This is a genomic window from Saccharopolyspora endophytica (assembly GCF_018070075.1).
GTDB lineage: Bacteria > Actinomycetota > Actinomycetes > Mycobacteriales > Pseudonocardiaceae > Saccharopolyspora > Saccharopolyspora endophytica.
Window position 1 is genome coordinate 257400 of sequence record NZ_JAGPXE010000001.1, and the last position, 21667, is coordinate 279066.

Annotated in this window: 19 protein-coding genes; 13 read left to right on the forward strand and 6 right to left on the reverse strand. The window is 69.4% G+C overall.

Annotation, left to right across the window (positions count from 1 at the left end; all coding sequences use genetic code 11):
* Window positions 1–22 precede the first annotated feature (22 nt).
* Together dnaJ and KBO27_RS01180 are read left to right on the forward strand one after the other, a co-directional pair.
* Window positions 23–1216 carry a molecular chaperone DnaJ gene (gene dnaJ / locus KBO27_RS01175; protein WP_210968147.1) on the forward strand — a complete coding sequence of 398 codons (1194 nt, stop codon included), beginning with the start codon at window positions 23–25 and terminating at the stop codon, window positions 1214–1216.
* Between the two features lie 44 nt (window positions 1217–1260).
* Window positions 1261–1689 carry a heat shock protein transcriptional repressor HspR gene (locus KBO27_RS01180; RefSeq protein ID WP_165944488.1) on the forward strand — a complete coding sequence of 143 codons (429 nt, stop codon included), beginning with the start codon at window positions 1261–1263 and terminating at the stop codon, window positions 1687–1689.
* A 284-nt stretch (window positions 1690–1973) separates the two neighbouring features.
* Here the strand turns inward: KBO27_RS01180 and KBO27_RS01185 are convergent, their stop codons facing one another.
* Window positions 1974–3077, reverse strand: coding sequence for an FAD-binding oxidoreductase (locus KBO27_RS01185; protein WP_210968601.1), 1104 nt, complete (start codon window positions 3075–3077; stop codon window positions 1974–1976).
* A 306-nt stretch (window positions 3078–3383) separates the two neighbouring features.
* Between KBO27_RS01185 and KBO27_RS01190 the strand changes: the two genes are divergently transcribed.
* The 5 genes from KBO27_RS01190 to KBO27_RS01210 all read left to right on the forward strand — a co-directional run bounded on the left by KBO27_RS01190 (window position 3384) and on the right by KBO27_RS01210 (window position 9069).
* Entirely contained in the window at window positions 3384–4145 is a 762-nt protein-coding gene (locus KBO27_RS01190; protein ID WP_372448807.1) for a pyridoxamine 5'-phosphate oxidase family protein, read from the forward strand.
* Between the two features lie 320 nt (window positions 4146–4465).
* Window positions 4466–4930 (forward strand): MarR family winged helix-turn-helix transcriptional regulator, encoded by a 465-nt coding sequence (locus KBO27_RS01195; protein ID WP_307870184.1) that lies wholly within the window; start codon window positions 4466–4468, stop codon window positions 4928–4930.
* A gap of 155 nt (window positions 4931–5085) precedes the next feature.
* Window positions 5086–5577: a MarR family winged helix-turn-helix transcriptional regulator gene (locus tag KBO27_RS01200; RefSeq protein WP_210968149.1), complete on the forward strand. Its 492-nt coding sequence runs from the start codon at window positions 5086–5088 to the stop codon at window positions 5575–5577.
* Complete coding sequence (locus KBO27_RS01205) at window positions 5574–8081, forward strand: MFS transporter (protein ID WP_210968150.1); 2508 nt, start codon at window positions 5574–5576, stop codon at window positions 8079–8081. Before KBO27_RS01200 ends, KBO27_RS01205 begins: the two co-directional genes overlap by 4 nt.
* A gap of 121 nt (window positions 8082–8202) precedes the next feature.
* A complete protein-coding gene (locus KBO27_RS01210; RefSeq protein ID WP_210968151.1) occupies window positions 8203–9069 on the forward strand; it encodes a YceI family protein in 867 nt (288 codons plus the stop codon).
* A 311-nt stretch (window positions 9070–9380) separates the two neighbouring features.
* Here the strand turns inward: KBO27_RS01210 and KBO27_RS01215 are convergent, their stop codons facing one another.
* Window positions 9381–10958 (reverse strand): alanine/glycine:cation symporter family protein, encoded by a 1578-nt coding sequence (locus tag KBO27_RS01215; protein WP_210968152.1) that lies wholly within the window; start codon window positions 10956–10958, stop codon window positions 9381–9383.
* 226 nt (window positions 10959–11184) lie between these two features.
* Here KBO27_RS01215 and clpB point away from each other — a divergent pair, with 226 nt between their 5' ends.
* Entirely contained in the window at window positions 11185–13770 is a 2586-nt protein-coding gene (gene clpB / locus KBO27_RS01220; protein ID WP_210968153.1) for an ATP-dependent chaperone ClpB, read from the forward strand.
* 93 nt (window positions 13771–13863) lie between these two features.
* Here the strand turns inward: clpB and KBO27_RS01225 are convergent, their stop codons facing one another.
* On the reverse strand, window positions 13864–15069 hold the full coding sequence (locus KBO27_RS01225) for an MFS transporter (protein ID WP_210968154.1): 1206 nt from the start codon (window positions 15067–15069) through the stop codon (window positions 13864–13866).
* 90 nt (window positions 15070–15159) lie between these two features.
* Between KBO27_RS01225 and KBO27_RS01230 the strand changes: the two genes are divergently transcribed.
* The 5 genes from KBO27_RS01230 (at window position 15160) to KBO27_RS01250 (ending at window position 18718) form a co-directional block, all read left to right on the forward strand.
* A complete protein-coding gene (locus KBO27_RS01230) occupies window positions 15160–15783 on the forward strand; it encodes a TetR/AcrR family transcriptional regulator (protein WP_210968155.1) in 624 nt (207 codons plus the stop codon).
* A 109-nt stretch (window positions 15784–15892) separates the two neighbouring features.
* Window positions 15893–16591, forward strand: a complete 699-nt coding sequence (locus tag KBO27_RS01235) for a TtfA family protein (RefSeq protein ID WP_307870185.1) — start codon at window positions 15893–15895, stop codon at window positions 16589–16591.
* 151 nt (window positions 16592–16742) lie between these two features.
* Window positions 16743–17516, forward strand: coding sequence for an SDR family NAD(P)-dependent oxidoreductase (locus KBO27_RS01240; RefSeq protein WP_210968157.1), 774 nt, complete (start codon window positions 16743–16745; stop codon window positions 17514–17516).
* 18 nt (window positions 17517–17534) lie between these two features.
* The gene (pyrE, locus tag KBO27_RS01245; protein WP_210968158.1) at window positions 17535–18077 is read left to right on the forward strand and encodes an orotate phosphoribosyltransferase; all 543 of its coding nucleotides are present in this window, start codon (window positions 17535–17537) and stop codon (window positions 18075–18077) included.
* Window positions 18074–18718 carry a TrmH family RNA methyltransferase gene (locus KBO27_RS01250; protein WP_132671985.1) on the forward strand — a complete coding sequence of 215 codons (645 nt, stop codon included), beginning with the start codon at window positions 18074–18076 and terminating at the stop codon, window positions 18716–18718. Before pyrE ends, KBO27_RS01250 begins: the two co-directional genes overlap by 4 nt.
* A gap of 87 nt (window positions 18719–18805) precedes the next feature.
* Here KBO27_RS01250 and KBO27_RS01255 read toward each other — a convergent pair whose 3' ends face one another.
* The 3 genes from KBO27_RS01255 to KBO27_RS01265 form a co-directional block, all read right to left on the reverse strand.
* Window positions 18806–19477: a DedA family protein gene (locus tag KBO27_RS01255; RefSeq protein ID WP_210968159.1), complete on the reverse strand. Its 672-nt coding sequence runs from the start codon at window positions 19475–19477 to the stop codon at window positions 18806–18808.
* A gap of 321 nt (window positions 19478–19798) precedes the next feature.
* Window positions 19799–20953 (reverse strand): N-acetylglucosamine-6-phosphate deacetylase, encoded by a 1155-nt coding sequence (nagA, locus tag KBO27_RS01260; protein ID WP_210968603.1) that lies wholly within the window; start codon window positions 20951–20953, stop codon window positions 19799–19801.
* 125 nt (window positions 20954–21078) lie between these two features.
* Window positions 21079–21648: a SigE family RNA polymerase sigma factor gene (locus tag KBO27_RS01265; RefSeq protein WP_132671982.1), complete on the reverse strand. Its 570-nt coding sequence runs from the start codon at window positions 21646–21648 to the stop codon at window positions 21079–21081.
* Window positions 21649–21667 lie beyond the last annotated feature (19 nt).

Consider the following 21667-nt stretch of genomic DNA (forward strand, 5'->3'; position numbering starts at 1 on the left):
TGAGCGGAAGGAGGAGCGTCCGGTGAGTGCCAGGGAATGGCTCGACAAGGATTTCTACGCTGAGCTGGGCGTCTCCTCCGATGCTTCGTCCGAGGACATCAAGAAGGCGTACCGGAAGCTGGCCCGGGAGAACCACCCCGACGCCAACCCCGGCAACGCCCAGGCCGAGTCCAAGTTCAAGGCGGTCTCGGAGGCCTACGGGGTGCTGTCCGACCCCGACAAGCGCAAGCAGTACGACGAGGCCCGGCGGCTCTTCGGAGCCGGCGGGCTCGGCGGCGCCGGTGGCGGCTTCGGTGCTCCGGGCGGCTTCGGCGGTCCCGGCGGTGCCGGTGGAGGCTTCGACCTCGGTGACCTCTTCGGCGGTCAGCAGGGGGCCGGTGGCCTGGGCGACCTGTTCGGCGGGTTGTTCGGCAACCGGCGACCCGGTGGCGGCGCGGGCCCGACCACGGCCAGCAGGCCGCGGCGCGGAGCCGACGTCGAGACCGAGGTGCGCATCGACTTCTACGAGGCGGTGCGCGGTGCCACGGTGCCGCTGCGGCTGTCGAGCCCGGCGACCTGCCAGACCTGCCGGGGCTCGGGCGCCAAGCCCGGAACCCGGCCGCGCGGCTGCTCCACCTGCGGTGGAGCGGGTCTGGTCACCCGCAACCAGGGCGCGTTCGCGTTCAGCGAGCCGTGCCCGGACTGCCGGGGACGCGGCCAGATCATCGACAGCCCGTGCGAGGACTGCGCCGGTGAGGGCATCAGCACCCGCACCCGGACGCTGACCGTGCGCATCCCGCCAGGGGTGGACGATGGGCAGCGGATCCGGCTGGCGGGACAGGGCGAGCCCGGGCGTCAAGGCGCCACTTCGGGTGATCTGTTCGTCGTGGTGCACGTCAACGGCAACAAGGTGTTCGGACGATCCGGTGACGACCTGACGATCTCGGTCCCGGTCACCTTCCCGGAGCTCGCGCTGGGCACTACGTTGGCGGTGCCGACCCTGGACGGGAAGGTCACGTTGAAGGTTCCCGCCGGAACCAGCAGCGGGCGGACCTTCCGGGTGCGTGGCAAGGGCGTGGGCAAGAAGGCCGGTGGCAACGGGGACCTCCTGGTGACGCTGCAGGTCGCGGTGCCGTCGAAGCTCGACGGCAAGGCGGCCGAAGCGCTCGCCGAGTACGCCGAGGCCACCGCCGACCACGACCCGCGCAGCGAGCTGAACGAGTTGCTCGGGAGGTAAGCATGGCCGGCCGCATGACGGGTCCCGGTGGGATCGGACCGGAGATGGGATTCGCGTTCCCGCCCGGTTCCAACGAGGACACCCCGATGTTCGTGATCTCGGTGGCGGCGCAGCTGTCCGGTCTGCACGCGCAGACGCTGCGCAGCTACGACCGGCTCGGACTCGTCTCGCCCGGACGCACCGCGGCAGGCGGCCGACGCTACTCGCTGCGCGACATCGCGCTGCTGCGCGAGGTCCAGCGGCTCTCCCAGGAGGAGGGCGTCAACCTCGCCGGGATCAAGCGCATCATCGACCTGGAGAACCAGGTCGACGCGCTGCAGGCCAAGGTCACCGAGCTCACCGAGGAGGTCGCCGCGGCCTACGCGGCGGCGGAATCGGCGGCGGCCCAGATCCACGCCTCCTACCGCAGGGACCTCGTCCCCGTGCGCCAGGAGACCGCGCTGGTCGTCTGGAAGCCGAACCGCAAGCGGTAGGGCGGTGTTGTGGTCGTTTTGCTCAGCGGTGCCAGTGGCGGAACCTGAGGTGGCCCTCCTGCTCCGGGCGCGCCGACTCATGTATGCCAATACACCACGTCGACACGTCCTCACAGGAGAACCACCTCAGAACCCGCGGCGGTGCGAGCTGCTCAGGCGGTGAAGGAGAAAGCGGCTACGCCGCTTGTGAAGGCAACGAAAAGGCACCTCCCCGTCGTGGGAGGTGCCTTTTCGTGTCAGGCGAGCGGCGAAGACGGTTCGCACCGCTGATCAGGACGAGCGACTCAGTCCAGCGTAAAAGGGTCGTAGCGGATGTTGTCGAGGGTGGTGCCTGCTACGAGCATCTTCGAGACGGTGGCTCGGATCATCGCCGGGGAGCCGGAGACCAGCACGTCCCAGCCCTCCCAGGCGCCGTAGCGGGAGACGACGTCGGCGATCGTGCCGTGCTCGACCCCGTCGACGTTCGGGTCGTTCTCCAGCACGGCCGTGATCGTCAGCCACGGGTTGTGCATCGCGATGCGGCGGAGGTTCTCCAGGTCGTAGAGGTCGTCGCGGGTGCGTCCGCCGTAGAAGAGCTGCACGCGCGGGTTCTCGCCGTACTGGGCGAGGTCGTCGATGATCGCGCGCAGCGGCGTGACGCCGGTGCCGCCGGCGACCATCAGGACGTCCGGCGAGTTCTCCCGGTCGACCGTCAGCCGACCCATCGGCGAGCCGATCCGCCACTGGTCACCGGGCTGCGCGTGGCCGACCACGGCACGGCTGACCCAACCGCCCTCGACGGAGCGGACGTGGAACTCCATGACGCCGTCGTCGCTGGGCGCGTTCGCCGGTGACAGGTACCGCCACATCCGGGGCCGCTGGGGGACCTCGACGCTGACGTACTGGCCGGGCAGGTAGGGCACCGGGTGATCGGTCTGCACGCGGACCACGGCGAGATCCCAGCTCAACCGCTCGTGGTGCAGGACCTGGCCGGTGTACCAGGCGGGGCCGTCGTCGGCGGCGGCCGCTTCGGTCATCGCCGAGGCCATGACCGTGTAGGCCTCCGCCCACGCGCGTTCGACCTGGTCGGTCCAGGAGTCACCGGCGTAGCGCTTGATGGACGCCAGCAGCGCGGTGCCGACCGCCTCGTAGTGCTGGGTGACGACACCGAACTTGCGGTGGTCGCGACCCAGCTGCTGCAGGAACGGCAGCAGCTCGTCGGGCTTGTCGACCATCTGGATGACGTGCACGAGCGCCCGAAGCAGGCGGCTGCGCTGCACCTCCATGTTGGCGGCGAACAGCTCGCGGGTGTGCGGCGCGATGCTGAACAAGGTGCCGTAGAAGAACTTGGCCACCTCGTCGGCATGCGGTTCGACCACCGCGTAGCTCTCGCGGATGAGTCGAACCATCTTGCTCACACCGGAGTTGGACGGTTCGTTGTTCGGGGGCGGACCGGGGCTCAGTACGGCGTTCGTCATCGTTTCGGGCGCAGTCTTCTCCACGTTGGCGGCAGGCACCTGGGGTGGGCGCAACCGCTACCTGCAAACGTCCCCCGACATCAGGGGCGACCCTAACCCCTGATCGGACGTACGTCTGCCTTGATGGCACTTTCGAGTGCTTCGTAACTACTTCACGTAGATAATCCATCAATCGGTCGGGGGAAAGCTAGTGGCGAACCTGTTACCGGACGGGGCTACATGACACTGTGGTCCGCCGTGACCCCCGATCACATCAACCCGGTCGGCGTGGCTCCCGATGCCATGCTGGACCTGGAGCTGTCCGACAGCACAACGCCCCCCGTCCCGATCCCCGCCCGATTATCCGAGCCGCAGCTCACCGACCCGTTCTGGCAGGAATCCCCGACTCTGCCCGGATCGGCCGGTGAGCACCTGCTCCAGAGCGCCTACGGCACCGAGAAGCGGGCCCGCCGCTTCTACGACGACCAGGTGCTCGACCGGCTCAACGACGAGATGAAGGAGTTCATCGGGCGCATGGAGCTGGCCTTCGTGGCGACCTCCGACGCCCGAGGCGAGTGCGACTCCAGCCTGCGGGCAGGCCCGCCCGGCTTCGTCGAGGTCCTCGACGACCAGCACGTCTGCTACCCCGAGTACCGGGGCAACGGAGTGATGGCCAGCCTCGGCAACATCAGCGAGAACCCGCACGTCGGCATCCTGCTGGTGGACTTCGTCACCGACCTGATCGGCCTGCACGTCAACGGCAAGGCCCGCATCGTCGAGGACGCCGACCTGCGCGGCATTTACCCCGCGCTGCCCTCGGAGTTCGACCGCGGCCGCACGCCCGAGCGCTGGGTGGTGGTGCAGGTCGAGGAGGCCTACATCCACTGCCGCAAGCACATCCCCCGGATGATGCCCGTCCTGCGGGAACGCACCTGGGGCACCGACGACGTCAAGCGCAAGGGTGGCGACTACTTCAGCGCCAAAGGCATGCCCCGCCCTTGGCACGAGGTCTCTGCGTGAGGCTCCGTGGTTGTTCTGCTCAGCGGTGCGGGTGGCGGAACCTCAGACGCCGTCTGGCTCCGGGATCCGAGACTTGAGTATGAACGGATACGCGGCGCTACGGCTGCCCTCGCCAGACGACGTCTGAGAACCCGCGGCGGTGCCGGTTGCTCAGGTGGGGCAAGGAGAAAGCACCTCCGATGCTTGCCTGACGGTTCTTGGTGATCGGTGCGGCGTCTTCCGGTTTGGGAATTGGGTTGACGAGTTCTCGGGCTGGTGCTCTGCGTTGCGGTCGTGCTCCCTAGAGTGGGGCGAAACGGTCGCGAGGTGCGGGGAGAGACGTGAGCGAGCAGGACGACGAGATCGCGGAGGACCCCGCGCGCCGCGAAGCGGCCGAGGAGATCGAACGCGAGCTGGTGATGATGTTCCGCAACGCGCGGAACCTCTCCACGCACGTCGCCGCGCTGGTGCACCCGGACCTGGACCCGGCCTCCTACACGATGTTGCTGATGGTGGCCAACGAAGGACCGCTGCGCGGCATGGACCTGGCCGGCCGCACCGGCCTGGACAAGTCCACGGTCTCGCGGCAGATCGCCACCCTCGTCGACCTGGAGCTGCTGGAGCGCGCCCCCGACCCGGACGACGGCCGCGCCCGCCGCATCCAGCTCTCCGACCTGGGGCAGGAGCGCCTGGAGCGGGTGCGCGCCGAGCGCCGCAAGCACCTCCACGGCCAGTTCGCCAGCTGGAGCACGCAGGACCTCGCCGACCTCGCCCGACTGCTCGGCAAGCTGAACCAGACCAGCTGATCTGACGGTTCCGGCCCGCCTTCCCGGGTCCTGAATCGTCTCCTATCAGGCAAAACGGCCAAAACGGCCGGTGGTGCGAGTCACCCTCATTTCAGTTGCGTGCTGCAACCAAGTGGTCTTATTGTTGCCTAGAGCAACTAAAAGGATGGGCTCGCATGGGACCTACACCAGAGACCTGCGGTGAGCTGCTCCGCCCGCTCCGCGCCTTGATGGGCCTCAAGCAGGTCGCGCTGCAACGGGGGTTGCAGCTCTCCGACCAGGTCCCCTACGCCGCGGCGGGGCTGCTCACCGAGCTCGTGCACCGCGGCGAATGCCGGGTCTCCGACCTCGCTCACCACCGCATCGTCGATGCGTCCGTGGTGAGCCGGCAGGTGAACCAGCTCGAACAAGCCGGGCTGATCACACGTCGGCCGGACCCCGCCGACCGCCGGGTCTCGCTGCTGCGGACCACCGAGCTCGGCGACCGGGTCGTCGCCGAGCTCGAGCAGAAGAAGTCGGAGTGGATCGGCGAGGCGCTGGTCGGCTGGGAGGACGCGAAGGTCCGCGAACTGGCCCGGTTGCTCGGCGACGCGATGTCCGACATCCGCCGCCACACGATCGAAAGCGGAGATCACTCAGACTCCGGGATGGGGGAAGGAACTCGATGACCAGCTCGACGGAGACGGCGCCGAAGGTGTCGACTCAACCGAGCGCGCCGCACGAGTCGGCCCAGGACCAGGCGATGTCGCACCGCCAGATCCTGGAGGCCATGTCCGGCCTGATGTTGGCGCTGTTGGTCGCCATCCTCAGCTCGACCATCGTGTCCAATGCGCTGCCGAGGATCATCGCCGACCTGAACGGCACCCAGGGCCAGTACACCTGGGTCGTCACGGCGATGCTGCTGACCTCCACGGCCTCCACCCCGCTGTGGGGCAAGCTCTCCGACCTGTTCAGCAAGAAGCTGCTGTACCAGATCGCGATCACCATCTTCACCGTCGGCTCCGTGGCCGGTGGTTTCGCGCAGTCGATGGAGACCCTGATCGGTTTCCGCGCCCTGCAGGGCATCGGCATGGGCGGCCTGCAGGCGCTGATCCAGGTCGTGATCGCCGCGATGGTCCCGCCGCGCGACCGCGGTCGCTACAGCGGCTACATCGGCGCCACCTTCGCCGTGGCCACCGTCAGCGGTCCGCTGGTCGGCGGCGTCATCGTCGACACCCCGTGGCTGGGATGGCGCTGGTGCTTCTGGGTCACCGTGCCGATCGCCGTGGTCGCCTTCATCGTGCTCGGCCGGGTGCTCAAGCTGCCGGTGATCAAGCGCGAGGTCAAGATCGACTGGTTCGGCGCGCTGTTCCTGGTCGGCGGCGTGTCGCTGCTGCTGATCTGGGTCTCGCTGGCCGGCAAGAACTTCGACTGGCTCTCGCCGGAGACCGGCTACTTCGTCGGTGGCGGCATCGTCGCGCTGATCATCGCCGTGATCATCGAGTCCAAGCACAGCGAGCCGATCGTGCCGCTGAAGATGTTCCGCAACCCCACGGTCACGATGGCCACCATCGGCACCGTCGCGGTCGGCACCGCGATGTTCGGCGGCGCGGTGTTCCTGGGGCAGTACTTCCAGATCGCGCGCAGCTTCAGCCCGACCACCGCGGGCCTGATGACGCTGCCGATGGTCGGCGGTCTGTTCATCTCCTCCACGGTCAGCGGTCAGGTCATCTCCCGGTACACCGGCAAGACCAAACCCTTCCTCGTGGTCGGTTCGATCGTGATGATCATTGCGATGGGGCTACTGAGCACCGTCGATCACGAAACGAACCTGGTGCTGGTGGGGGTCTACCTCTTCCTGATGGGCACCGGAGTCGGCATGCTCATGCAGAACCTGGTGCTGGCGGTGCAGAACGCCACCAGCGCCAAGGACATGGGCTCGACGACCTCCGTCGTCACCTTCTTCCGCACCTTGGGAGGTTCGGCTGGTGTGTCGGTGCTAGGCGCGGTGCTGGCCACCCGCGTTCAGGACTACATCGTGGAAGGGCTGGCGAAGATCCCCGGCGCGGCTCAGGCCGCGGCCTCCGGAGGCGGAACGGGATCGCTGGACATCGGACACCTGCCCGGGCCGATCCAGACCATCGTCCGCGCGGCGTACGGGGATGCCATCGGCGACATCTTCCTCATCTCGGCGTGCATCTCCGTGGTCACCTTCCTCGCGGTGCTGTTCATCCGCGAGAAGCCGTTGCGGACCACGATCGAAAGCAACGAGGAAATGGAGACGGCTTCAGTGGCCGCACACGAAGAGGGCCGGAACAACGGCGCGCAGATGAACTCCGCCCAGGCCGGCCCGTGGACCGAGCCGTCGATCCCGTCGTTCGCCTCCAACGGCGCGGCGCTGACCGGCCGGTTCATGGACGGCCAGGAGCACGCCCAGCAGCGGGTCGTGCACGGGGTCGTCCACGACTCGATCGGCACCCCGGTGTCCGGCGTGGTGCTGACCCTCACCGACGCCAACGGGCGCCAGGTGGAGCGGGCGCGCACCGACAACGACGGCGAGTTCAGCTTCGCCGTCGACAACGGCGGCACCTACGTGCTGATCGCTTCCGGCGGCAGCTACCAGCCCACCGCCTCGATGGTGGTCGTGGCCGACCGCCCGGTGAGGCACGACGTGCAGCTGCTCGGCGCCGGTGAGCTCAGCGGTCTGGTGCACGTCGGCGGTGTCGGCGTGCCGGGCGCGATGGTGGTGCTCACCGACGTGCGCGGCGAGGTCGTGGCCACCAACGCCACCGACGCCGACGGCGACTACGGCTTCTCCGACCTGGTCGGCGGCTCCTACGCGCTGACCGTCACCGCGGACGGATATCGTCCGGTGGCCCACCCGATCGTGGTCACAGACGGGGAGCGGGTGCGGCTCGACGTCGCCCTGCAGACCGGGGCGCAGCTGAGCGGCGTCATCCGGTCGGCCAACCTGGGCGTGCCGGTGCCGGACGCGCGGGTGACGCTGCTCGACGGTTCGGGCGCGGTGGTGGCCGCGGGGACCACCGACATCGACGGCAACTACCACTTCACCGACCTGCCCGACGGCGAGTACACGGTGATCGCCAGCGGTTATCCGCCGATCGCGGGCTCGCTGCGGCTGACGGGCCAGGAGACGTCGCACGACGTCGACCTGGGCTACCCCGAAGGCTGACCGGTCGCACCAGCACCACCCCGGAGGTCACGGTCGTGCTGCGGCGGGCGGGATCGACTGGACGTCGGCCCGCCCGCTGAGCAAGATCATGATCGAGCTCTGCTTCAAAGGAGTGTTTCAGATGGATCTCGGCCAACCGCAGGCCGCGGCCGCCCACGGCGAGACCGGTGCCGCCCGGGGTGCCGGGGCGGTGACCGCCTCGGTGCGCGGCAGCGACGGCTGGCCGGTGCCGGAGGCGGTGCTCACCGTCATCGACGGTAGCGGCACCCAGGTCGCACGAGCTCAAGGCGACGCGCAGGGCTCGGTGATGGCCTCCGGCCTCGCCGCGGGCGCCTACACCGCGATCGTCACCGCGATCGGCCACGAGCCGGTCGCCCGCACCACCCTGGTGCACGAGGGAGCGACCGCCCACCTCGGTGACGTCGAGGTCCGCCGCATCGGCGGTGCCGACCTGCCCGCCCCCGGGCTGTGGCGGATCGACCCCGTGCACTCCTCCATCCAGGTCACCGCCAAGCACCTGGGCCTGAGCAGCATCCACGGCCGCTTCAACGAGTTCTCCGGCGAGGTGCGCATCGGCACCCCGGTCGAGAAGTCGCTGGTGGAGGCCCGCATCAACGCCGACACCATCGACACCGGCAACAAGCTGCGCGACGACCACCTGCGCACCGAGGACTTCCTCAACGTCGCCGAGTACCCGGAGATCACCTTCCGCTCCACCGGGCTGCGCCCGCGCGGCGGCGACAAGTGGGACCTGGAAGGCGAGCTCACCATGCTCGGCGTGAGCAAACCGGTCATGCTGGACACCCGCTTCGACGGAGTCGGCCCCGACCAGTGGGGCGGCACCCGGGCCTCGGCCTCGGCGGTCGCGCAGCTGCGTCGCGACGACTTCGCCGTGCGGTTCAGCCAGTCCCTCAAGAGCGGCATCGCCACCGTCGGCACCACGCTGCGCGTGCAGATCGACATCCAGGCGGTGCACGAGCAGGAATGAGACCAGGAGCGGTCTGCTGTGGCTGGCTCGGCCGCTCCTAGAGAGAAGAAGCCGTGCGCACGTCGGGGGTGCGCACGGCTTCTTCGTTTCTTCTGTTCCGGCACTCCATTTGCTCAGCGGTGCGGGTGGCGGAACCTCAGGCGCCTTCTGGCTCCGGGATCCGCGACTCATGTATGTCCAAGACACGGCGCTGCGGCTGTCCTCACCAGAAGACGCCTGAGAACCCGCGGCGGTGCCGGTTGCTCAGGTGGGGTACTGAGAAAGCGACTTCGTCGCTTGCCCGGCCCCCGCAACCGGCACCGCCACTGGGATCAGACGCCGGACTTCGAGTCGACCTTGCGGACTTCGCCGGAGCGGATCTTGGCCTTGTAGTCGGCCAGCTCCCGCTTGACCACCGGGATCATGATGTAGAGGCCGATGATGTTGAACAGGGCCAGCAGGAACAGCACCGCGTCGGTGAAGTCCATGACGCTGCTCAGGCTCAGCACCGAGCCGACGATCACGAACAGGCAGAACACGACGTTGTAGATGTTGCGGCTCACCGAGGTGTTGCCGAACAGGAACAGCCACGCGCGCTGGCCGTAGTAGCCCCAGGTGATGATCGTGGAGACGGCGAAGAGCACGACCGCCACGGTCAGCACGTACGGGAACCAGGGAAGGACCTCGGCGAAGGCCTGCGAGGTCACCGTGACGCCGTCCGGCTCCTCGCCGCCGGCCAGCACGGCCTTCTGCCCCTCGACCCACAGCTGCGGCTGCGCGATGACGATGGTCAGCGCGGTCATGGTGCAGATGATGACGGTGTCGATGAAGGGCTCCAGCAGCGCCACCAGGCCCTCGGTGGCGGGGTGCTGGGTGCGGACCGCGGAGTGCGCGATCGGCGCCGAGCCCAGACCGGCCTCGTTGGAGAACGCGGCGCGCTGGAAACCGACGATCAGCACGCCGATGAGACCGCCGAACCCGGCCTCCGGGGTGAACGCGCCCTGGATGATCGTGACGACCGCGTCCGGCACGGCGGTGATGTTGACGCCGATGACCGTCAGCGAGGCCAGGACGTAGATGATCGCCATCGCCGGGACGAGCTTGCTGGTCACCGCGCCGATGGATTTGATGCCGCCGACCACGACCGAGCCGACGATGATCGCCAGGATGATGCCGAAGATCAGCGCGGCACCGTCGGAGCCGAGCAGGCCCTCCTCGCCACCGGTGACGTCGCGGACCTGGGCGAAGGTCTGGTTGGCCTGGAACATGTTGCCGCCGCCGACGCCGAACAGCAGGATCATGATCGCCGCGAGCACGGCGAGCACCTTGCCCAGGCCGCGGCCGAAGGCGTTGGGGATCTGCTCGGCGAGGCCCTTGCGCAGGTAGTGCATCGGACCGCCGTGAACGTTGCCGTTCGCGTCGATCTCGCGGTACTTCACACCGAGGGTGCACTCGACGAACTTGGTCGCCATGCCGAGCAGACCGCAGAGGATCATCCAGAAGGTGGCGCCCGCGCCGCCGACGGTGACCGCGACACCGACACCGGCGATGTTGCCCAGGCCGACGGTTCCCGACAGCGCCGACGACAGCGCTTGGAAGTGGTTGATCTCGCCCGGTTCGTCCTTGCTGGTGTACTTGCCGCGCACCAGGTCGACCGAGAGCTTGAAGTTGCGGATCTGCACGAAGCCGAAGACCAGGGTGAACACCGTCGCGGCGATCACCAGCCAGGCAACGATCCAAGGGAAGGTCACGCCGAAGACGGTGATCTCACCGAACACGAACCCGGAGAAGGCCTCCGAGATCGGCGTGAAGACGTTGTTGATGGTGTCCTCGATGCCGGCGAGCGGGCCGGCATCGGCCGCAAGGACGAGTTCGCCGTCCGGCGGTGGTGTCCCCAAGGTGTAGGTCATGGCGCAATAGCAAAGCGAGCAAAACCCCTGAAAGCAAGCACTGTGCGTAACAATCTGCGGAAGGTTGGTCCGATTGGTCAGACCCATGTTTACTCGGTGTGAAAAAAGAAAATTAGTGTGAAACTGGACTTGAGCGGAACACGCTCAACTTTTGTTACGTTGGACGTGTGGAGTCTGGTGCCGACGAGCGGGACGACCAGGCACGACAACCGGCACGAGGTGAGGAATGGACGCGTTCAACCCGACGACGAAGACCCAGCAGGCGATCTCCTCCGCGGTCCAGGCCGCCACGATGGCGGGGAACCCGGATGTGGGCCCCGCGCACGTGCTCGGCGCCCTGCTCGCGCAAGGCGACGGGCTGACCGCACCGCTGCTCACCGCCGTCGGAGCGGACGTCGCCGACGTGCGGCGCGAGCTCGACTCGCTGACGAACTCGCTGCCCGCCGCCACCGGAAGCACGGTCGGCGCCCCGCAACTGTCGGGCGAGGCCGTCAAGGCGCTCACCCGCGCGCAACGCCTGGCCACCGAGATGGGCGATGACTACGTCTCCACCGAGCACCTGCTCGTCGGGCTGGCCGCCGAGGGCGGCCGGGTCGCCGACCTGCTGCGCAAGCACGGCGCCACCCCCGACGCCCTGCGGGAGGCGTTCGCCCAGGTGCGCGGCTCGGCCCGCGTGACCAGCCCCGATCCCGAAGGCACCTACCAAGCGCTGCAGAAGTACGGCCAGGACCTCACCGAGCGCGCCCGCGCAGGCGAGCTCGACCCGGTCATCGGCCGCGATGCCGAGATCCGCCGCGTCGTGCAAGTGCTGTCCCGCCGGACCAAGAACAACCCGGTGCTCATCGGTGAGCCCGGCGTCGGCAAGACCGCCATCGTGGAGGGCCTCGCGCAGCGGGTCGTCGCGGGCGACGTGCCCGAATCGCTGCGCGGCAAGCGGGTCGTCTCGCTCGACCTCGGTTCGATGGTGGCCGGCGCGAAGTACCGGGGCGAGTTCGAGGAGCGGCTCAAGGCGGTGCTCAAGGAGATCACCGAATCCGCCGGTCAGGTCATCACCTTCATCGACGAGCTGCACACCATCGTCGGCGCCGGGGCCTCCGGCGACGGTTCGATGGACGCGGGCAACATGATCAAGCCGATGCTGGCGCGCGGCGAGCTGCGCATGGTCGGCGCGACCACGCTCGACGAGTACCGCGAGCACATCGAGACCGACGCCGCGCTGGAACGCCGCTTCCAGCAGGTGCTCGTCGGCGAACCGAGCCCAGAGGACGCCGTGGCGATCCTGCGCGGGCTCAAGGAGCGCTACGAGGTCCACCACGGCGTCCGGATCACCGACGGCGCCCTGGTGGCCGCCGCGACCCTCTCCGACCGCTACATCACCGCCCGCTTCCTGCCGGACAAGGCCATCGACCTGGTCGACGAGGCGGCGTCCCGGCTGCGGATGGAGATCGACTCGCGCCCGGTGGAGATCGACGAGGTCGAGCGGGCCGTGCGCCGGCTGGAGATCGAGGAGATGGCGCTGGCCAAGGAGTCCGACCCGGCCTCGGTCGAACGGCTCGCCGCGCTGCGCGCCGAGCTCGCCGACCGGCGCGAGAAGCTCTCCGAGCTCACCGCGCGCTGGCAGCAGGAGAAGGAGTCCATCGACAAGGTCCGCGACCTCAAGACCCAGCTGGAGCAGCTGCGCGGGGAGTCCGAGCGCGCCGAGCGCGACGGCGACCTCGGCAAGGCCGCCGAACTCCGCTACGGGCGGATCCCCGCGCTGGAGAAGGAGCTCGACACCGCCACCCACGCGCAGACCGAGCGCAAGGCGATGCTGCAGGAGGAGGTCACCGCTGACGACGTCGCGGACGTCGTCAGCGCCTGGACCGGCATCCCCGCGGGCCGCCTGATGGAGGGCGAGACCACCAAGCTGCTGCGGATGGAGGACGCCCTCGGCGCCCGCGTCGTGGGCCAGTCCGAAGCGGTGCGCGCGGTCTCCGACGCGGTCCGGCGCACCCGCGCCGGTGTCGCCGACCCGGACCGGCCGACCGGATCGTTCCTGTTCCTGGGCCCGACCGGGGTCGGCAAGACCGAGCTGGCCAAGGCGCTGGCCGGGTTCCTGTTCGACGACGAGCGGTCGATGATCCGCATCGACATGAGCGAGTACTCCGAGAAGCACTCGGTGTCCCGCCTGGTCGGCGCCCCGCCCGGCTACGTCGGTCACGACCAGGGCGGTCAGCTCACCGAATCGGTGCGCCGCAGGCCCTACTCGGTGGTGCTGTTCGACGAGGTCGAGAAGGCCCACTCCGACGTCTTCGACGTGCTGCTGCAGGTCCTCGACGACGGGCGGCTCACCGACGGGCAGGGCCGCACGGTCGACTTCCGCAACACGATCCTGGTGCTGACCTCCAACCTCGGGTCGCAGGCCATCGCCGATCCCAACCTCGGCGAGCGGGACCGCGACGAGGCCGTGATGTCGGTGGTGCGCGGGCACTTCAAGCCCGAGTTCCTCAACCGGCTCGACGACGTCGTGGTGTTCCACCAGCTCAACACCGAGGAGCTCACGTCGATCGTGGACATCCAGGTGGACCGGCTGGCCAAGCGGCTCGCGCAGCGGCGGCTGAGCCTCGACGTCCAGCCGGCGGCGCGGGACTGGTTGGCGCTCAACGGTTTCGACCCGGTCTACGGCGCTCGGCCGCTGCGCCGCCTGGTGCAGTCGGCCATCGGTGACCAGCTGGCCCGCAAGCTCCTCGGGGGCGACATCCGCGAGGGCGACAAGGTCCGCATCGACGTCACCGACGACAACGACGCCCTCACCGTCGAACCCGCGGAGTGACCTCGCGGCCGGGTGAGCGATTCGAATTTCGCGCGAAATTCGAGCCCGAACTTCGGCGTTCGAATTTCGCGCGAAATTCGAATCGCCCCGGCCTCAGCGGCGGATCGTGGACAGGGCTGCGATGGCGGCGAAGAGGGAGGCCGCCGCGGTGAAGACCAGGGTGGCCGTCGTCAGGTCCGTGATGGTGCTGATGTAGCCGAGCACGACCGCCGGGACCGTGGCCGAGAGGTAGGCGACGACGTAGATCATCGCCGCCGTGCCCGCGCGCTGGTGCGGGGCCGCCAAGCCGGTGAGCATCCGGAACGCGCCCATGAACATCAGTCCCCAGCCGACGCCGAGCACGGCCGTCGCCACGAAGAACAGGTCGGCGTGGTGGGACAGCACCGCGGCCGCGATCCCCGCCATCGCGATGATCATCAGCACCGCTCCGACGCGCACCGCTCGCTCGGCGGCCCAGCGGGCCAGCAGCAGCTGCGTGAGACCACCGACCCCGGCCAGCACCGCCACCGGAAGTCCGCTGATCAGGTTCGGCAGGTCGTGCACCATGCCCTTGACCACCGACGGGGCCAGCGACATGAACATCCCGCCGACGATCCACGAGGCCAGCACCATGGTCGACATCAGCGCGAACCGGACTCCCTGGCCCGCCGGGACGACCGGCCTGCGAGGGCGCAGCGCCTCACCGATCGAGCTGGTCTTCGCCACCGGCTCCGGCATCGCGACCACGACCGGGATCGCCACGGCGAAACCGGCTGCGAGCAGCAGATAACTGGTCAGCGTCGGGCCCGGGACGAACTGCACCAGGACTCCCGACAGCAGTGATCCGCCCGCCATGCCCAGCGCCGCCGCGACCCCGTTGACCAGCGAGCCCTGGCTGGATCCGGGGCGCTGGAAGTCCAGCAGCGCACCGCTGATCGCGCTCGTCGCCGCACCCGTGGCCAGGCCCTGCAGCACGCGGCCGGCGAACAGGCCGCCGACGCCGGTGGCCAGCGCGAGCACCAGCACCGCGGCGATCTCCACCACCAGCGCGCCGATCAGCACCGGGCGCCGTCCGATGTGGTCGGACAGCGACCCGCACAGCAGCAGCGCCACCAGGATCGCCACCGCGTAGGAGGCGAACACCTCCGTCAGGACGGTGTTGGTGAACCCCCACCGCTGCTGGTAGATCGAGTACATCGGGGACGGGGCGGTGGAGGCCATCAGGAACAGGGCGTAGATCCCGCCGATGAACCAGAACGAGCCGGAACGTGACAACCCGCGCTCGCGCGTGAGGCTGGGGCGTGCCAGTTCGGTGGTCATGGATTTCCTCTGCGGTCGGGTTCGGGGACGTCCGGCAACGACAACCTCTTAGCGGAACGAACCATTCCGCGCGGGCGTAGCCTTGTGTCCATGGCCACAGCAACGACCGCTCGGCACGACGACGCCGTCATCCGAGCCGCCCGGGAGGTCTTCGCCGAGCACGGGATGGCCGCTCCGATGGCCGAGGTCGCCAAGCGCGCCGGGGTCGGCGTGGCCAGCATCTACCGCCGCTACCCGAGCAAGGCCGAGCTCGTCGAGCAGGTGCGCATCGCGGCGTTCCGCCTGGTCATCGACGAGGCCGAGGCCGCGCGCGCCGAGGAGCGAGATCCGTGGCGGGCGCTGAGCCGCTTCATGCACCGCTGCCTGCGGGAGGGGTCGGGCATCGGAACGGTGCTGCCGCAGCTGGAGAAGCGGCACACCTTCTCGGTCGAGTTCCGCGACCTGCAGCAGCGCGTCGCCGAGGTGATCGAGTCCCTGGTCGACGATGCCAAGCTGGCCGGAGAGCTCCGCGCCGACGTCGACTGGACCGACGTCCTGCTGCTGTTCAAGCACCTCAACCCGTCGCTGCCGACCACCGAAGCCCGTCGCGCCGAACTCCGCGCTCGCTACCTCGGTCTGGTCCTGGAGGGCCTCCGCGCAGACGGTGCCGCCCTGCGCGGTCCTGCGCCCGACACGGCCGAGTGGCGGGCGCTGTGCGACAACCGCGCCGATTGATCCGGCCGGATCAGGGTTTTCGCACGTCAAGGTCAGCCGAACGAGCGGTTCGGATTCCGATGCCCAGGTGATCTTCGAGTTCCGCGATGTTCGGACTACCCTGCCCGGTGTGGGCATACCTGCGTGGCTCTGGTTCCTCGTCGCCGTCGTCGCGATCGTCGCCGGCGTCGCGCTGCTGATCTCCGACCGATCGCAGCGCACCTCCAACAACCGGGAGCGGCGCCGCTGGGCGGCGCTGCGCGGTTGGCAGTTCGCCGAAGTGGACCGCGTCCTGCCGACGCGGTGGGAGCGCGGCGTGCTCGCCCAGTACGGCGCGACGACCGCGATGGACGTGGTGGCGGGCTCGACGTTCACCGCCGACGGCCGTCGCCAGGTCTACGTGCTGGACCTGGAGGCCGGGGGCAAGAACGTCGCCGTCCTGGTGGGCGTCCGCTGCCGCCGCACGACCCCGGCGACCATCGAGCTGTGGCTGCCGGACGTGCCGGTGCCCCAGGACTCCGGGCTGGACCTGCTCGGACCGGTCGGTTCGCGCTACGCCTTCGTCACCGAGGTCGCCTCGGCCCGCCCGCTGGTCACCGCCGACCTCGTTGACGCCACCGAGGAGATCGGCCAGGACGTCACCGTGGTCTGGCTGGAGAACGACTGGGTGCTGGCCGCGATGCACCCAGCCGACGCCGACCCGGCGCGCCTGGAACGCCTGCTGCGCGATCTCGGCGACCTCGCCGACCTGGTCGACCCGTTCGACAGCGACCCCAACACCGCTCCGGCCGAAACCGAAGCCGAAGAGCCCTCGGAACACATCCAGTAGCCGCACCGTCGGGCGAGCGGCGAAGCCGCTTCCTCCCTCACCACCTGAGCACCTGGCACTGCCGGGGGTTCTTCGGTGGCGAGGAGCGGTTCAGGTTCCGCCGAGCAAACCGACCACGACCCCGGATCCACGAGACCGGTAGGTTCGGCGTATGCCTACCGCACTCGTCACCGGTGCCACCGCGGGTATCGGCCGCACCTACGCTCGTCGGCTGGCCGCTGAAGGTCACGACATGGTCCTGGTCGCGCGCGACACCGAGCGGCTCGAAGAGCTCGCCGACCGGCTCCAGACCAGGCACAACGTGCGGGTCGAGATCCTCCCGGCGGACCTGTCCGACGCCGCGCAGCGGGCGAAGGTCGCCGAGCGGCTCAGCGACGCGTCCAGGCCGGTGGACGTGTTGGTCAACAACGCCGGGTTCGGCACCGGCGGGGCCTTCTGGGACCTCGCGCCCGAGGTGCTGCGGCAGCAGCTGGACGTCAACGTCGCGGCGGTGCTGGAGCTCACCCACGCGGCCGTGCGGACGATGCGCGAGCGCGGGCGCGGCGACGTGATCAACGTGGGCAGCGTGGCCGGGTTCTTCACCGTCTCCGGCTCCACCTACGCGGCGACCAAGGCGTACGTGATCGCCTTCTCCGAGGGCCTGGCGACGTCCCTGGCGGGCACCGGGGTGCGGGTCATGGTGCTGTGCCCCGGGTTCACCCGGACCGAGTTCCACGAGCGCGCCGGCCTGGAGATGAGCAAGCTGCCGCGGGCCTTCTGGCTGCAGGCCGACCAGGTCGTGCACGAGTCGCTGGCCGACCTCCGCGCGGGCAAGGCGGTGTCGATCCCGGGCGCCCAGTACAAGGCGCTGGTCGCCATCGGACGGCTGATCCCGAAGAAGCTGCAGCGCATGGTGGTCACCCGCACCGTTCCCGGCCGGACCTGAGAACTATCCTCGGGTCTCGTGGTGAACGAGAAGCAGCGCTCCGAACTGGCCCGTCTGGTCAAAGAGCTCGCGGTGGTGCACGGCAAGGTGACGTTGTCCTCCGGCAAGGAGGCCGACTACTACGTGGACCTGCGCCGGGCGACCCTGCAGCACCAGGCGGCCCCGCTGATCGGGAGTCTGCTGCGGCAGATCACCGCTGACTGGGACTACACGGCCGTCGGCGGGCTGACCCTGGGCGCCGACCCGGTCGCCGCGGCCATGATGCACGCCGACGGTCCCGCGCTGGACAGCTTCGTGGTGCGCAAGTCCGCGAAGGCCCACGGCATGCAGCGCCAGATCGAGGGACCGGACATCACCGGCAGGCGGGTGCTGGCCGTGGAGGACACCTCGACCACCGGCGGCAGCGTGCTCATCGCCGTGGAGGCGCTGCGCGAAGCGGGCGCCGAGGTGGTCGGCGTGGCGACCGTCGTCGACCGCGACACCGGGGCTCGCGAGGCCATCGAGGAAGCGGGACTGCCCTACCGCACGTTGCTGGGGCTGTCCGACCTCGGACTGGCGTGAGCGAGGACGTCGGGCCCACCGAGTGGGGCACCAGCGTCGGCGTCGGCCCGTGGGAGGGCCCCTGGCCGGACGACGAGCGCTACGACCCGGAGCTGCTGGAGCACGGTGACCGGCGCAACGTCGTCGACCACTACCGGTACTGGAAGCGGGAGGCGATCGTCGCCGACCTGGACCAGCGGCGGCACGACTTCCACGTGGCCATCGAGAACTTCCAGCACGACCACAACATCGGCACGGTGGTGCGCACCGCCAACGCGTTCCTTGCGGAGGCGGTGCACATCGTGGGTCGCCGCCGCTGGAACCGTCGCGGCGCGATGGTGACCGACCGCTACCAGCACGTCCACCACCACCCGGACGTCGAGTCGCTGACCGCGTGGGCGCGGGAAGCGGGCCTGGCGATCGTGGCGGTGGACAACACGCCGGGGGCGATCCCGGTGGAGCGCGCGGAGCTGCCGCGACGGTGCGTGCTGCTGTTCGGCCAGGAGGGGCCCGGGCTGCACGAGGAGTCCCGCCGCGAGGCCGACCTGGTGGTCTCCATCGCGCAGTTCGGCTCCACCCGGTCGATCAACGCCGGCGTCGCCGCGGGCGTGGTCATGCACACCTGGGTGCAGCAGCACGCGGACCTCGGCCTGGCGTGGTGAGCTGCGGGCGGTTCGGACCCGAACCGACCCCGGACGCGAAAGAAGAGCCGGACCCGATGGGTGCCGGCTCTTCTTCCGAGGGTTCCGTCAGGCCGCTTCGCGGGCCTTCTCGCGGCGTCCCTTGATGTACTCGATGATGATCGGCACGATCGAGATCACGACGATGATGATGGCCATGGCCTCGATGTTGTTCCGGATCCACGGGATGTTGCCCAGGAAGAACCCGAGCAGCGTCATGCTCAGGGTCCAGGCCACACCGCCGATGGCCGAGTAGCTGAAGAACTTCCTCTGGTCCATCTGCCCGATGCCGGCCACCGCCGTGATGAACGTGCGGACGATCGGCACGAAGCGGGCCAGGATGATCGCGCGGGCGCCGTACTTCTCGAAGAACGCGTGCGTCTTGTCGACGTGCTCGCGCTTGAACAGCTTCGAGTCGGGCTTGTTGAACATCGCCGGGCCGACCTTGCGCCCGATCCAGTACCCGGTCACGTTGCCGACGAAGGCGCACACCGCCAGCAGCACGCAGACCAGCCAGATCGGCGTGTTGATCGCGCCGATGGCGACGAACATGCCGGTCACGAACAGCAGCGAGTCACCCGGCAGGAAGAAGCCGATGAGCAGACCGCATTCGGCGAAGATGATCAGGCAGACGCCGATCAGCGCGAACGGGCCGAGACCAGAGACGATGTTCTCCGGATTCAGCCAATCCGGAAGCAGAGCGAGCGCGGGCTGTGCCGCGGCGGCGAATTCGGACGTCACGCTTGCCAACGGTACCGTGACGCCGCTTCGCCCGGATTTCGGGAGAGCTGCGGGACATCAACGCAGCGCACACCCACGATCACCCAATGGGGTAAAGGACTGTGACGCCCGCCGCGAGCAATCCGGACAGGAGTCCCAGAACGATCACGAAGAGCAGCACTCCCGTGGGAGTGGCTCGCAGCGTGCGCTGCGACGAGGAGGGCCGACCGCCCGCTCGCGCCCGTAACGCGGCGGACAGCGCGTCCTCGGTTTCCCGGCCGTTCATCCCCCGACCCTAACCAGCCGCCCGGCCGAACGGCTGCAGATCGGCGATGCAGCAGGTCACGAGGGTTGGGTGAGCCAACGGCCGCCGTGCATGACGCCCTGCAGGTCCAGGTCGTCACCGAGCACGACCATGTTCGCCTCCGCGCCCGGGCGGATCTCGCCCACGTCGGCCAGCCCGAGCCGCCGCGCCGGGTTCGTCGAGGTGGCCGCGACCGCGGCGGGCACGGACAGCCCGCAGCTGCGCACCAGGTTGCGGAACGCGGCGTCCATGGTCAGCGTGCTGCCGGCCAGCGAGCCGTCGGCCAGGCGGGGCTCGCCGTCGACGACGGTCACCGGCAGCGCGCCCAGCTCGTAGGTGCCGTCACCGGCTCCGGTGGCGCTGATGGCGTCGGTGACCAGGATCGTCCGGTCGGTTCCGGCGTGGGTGGCGGCCAGCCGGGCGACGGTCGGGTGCAGGTGCACCAGGTCGCAGATCAGCTCCACACTGACCCGCTCGTCGTCCAGCAGCGCGCCGACCGGTCCGGGTTCGCGGTGGTGCAGCGGGCGCATGCCGTTGAACAGGTGCGTCGCCACGGTCGCTCCGGCGTCCACGGCCTCCAGCACCTGGTCGGCGACCGCGTCGGTGTGCCCGACGGCCGCGATCGCACCGCCGTCGACCAGCTGCCGGACCGCGTCCCGCGAACCGGGCAGCTCGGGCGCGAGGGTGACCATCCGGACCGCGCCGCGGCCGGCGTCGAGCAGCTGGCGGACGTCGTCGGCCTCCGGCGCGCGCAGCGCCTCCGGAGCGTGCGCGCCGCAGCGGGCGTGCGAGAGGAACGGTCCTTCCAGGTGAACTCCGGCCAGCAGGCCGTCGGCGGTCAGCTCGGCCAGCGTGGCGATCTGCTTGACCAGCTCCGGCACCGGCGCGGACACCAGGCTCGCCAGCATCGTGGTGGTGCCGTGCGCGCGGTGGTGGGCCACCGCGGTCTCGGTCTGCTCGGGTTCGAGGGAGGTGAACGAACCGCCGCCACCGCCGTGGCAGTGGATGTCCACGAAGCCCGGCACCAGCCAGCGCCCGGACAGCTCGATCGCCGGGCCCTGGGGGACGGCGCCGTCGCCGACGGCGGCGATCTTGCCCGCGGACACCCGCACCCAGCCCGGTTGCGCGACTCCGCCCGGGGTGACGACCCGCGCGCCGGTGAGGATCAGTTCGGCAGTGTTCACAACGACGATCCTCCGCCAAACGCGAGCAGTGGTCTACACCAAAATCGGTGTTTTACGGCTCAGCCGAACCCGCTGAACCGGTCACGGACGGTGAGACCGGAGGGAATGTCTGATTCGCCGAATATAGACCGTCGTCAGCTCGCGATGTGCTTCTGCAACGCCTCCAGGGCGCGGCTCGCCGTCGACTTGACGGTGCCCTTGGAGACGCCGGTCGCCTCGGCGATCTCGGCCTCCGACAGGTTGCCGTAGTAGCGCAGCACCAGCACCTCGCGCTGCCTGCGCGGCAGCTTGCCCAGCGCGTCCACCACCGCCTGGTGCTCGGCGGTGAGCATCGCCAGCGACTCCGCGGAACGCGCGTTGGCCTGGTGCGGCGGCTGGTACTCGCGGGCGGTCTTGCGGCGGCGCAGCATCGAGCGGGAACCGTTGACGACCGCCGTGCGCAGGTAGGCGATCGCGGCGTTGGCGTCGCGCAGCCCGGACCAGTTCCGGTAGAGCCCGGTGAAGGCCTCCTGGACCACGTCCTCGGCGCTGCTGATGTCGTCGACCAGCAGGATCGCCAGCCGGACCATCCGCATCCGCTGCTGCTTGTAGATGTCCTCCAGGGACAGCGGTTGCTGAGTCTCCCGGTGGACTCCGTCCAACTTGCGCAGGGTGCCGAAGGTCTTCTCGACGCTGCGCTCGATCCCTTCCGAATCACCGCCCATGATCGAAGAACTTACCGGG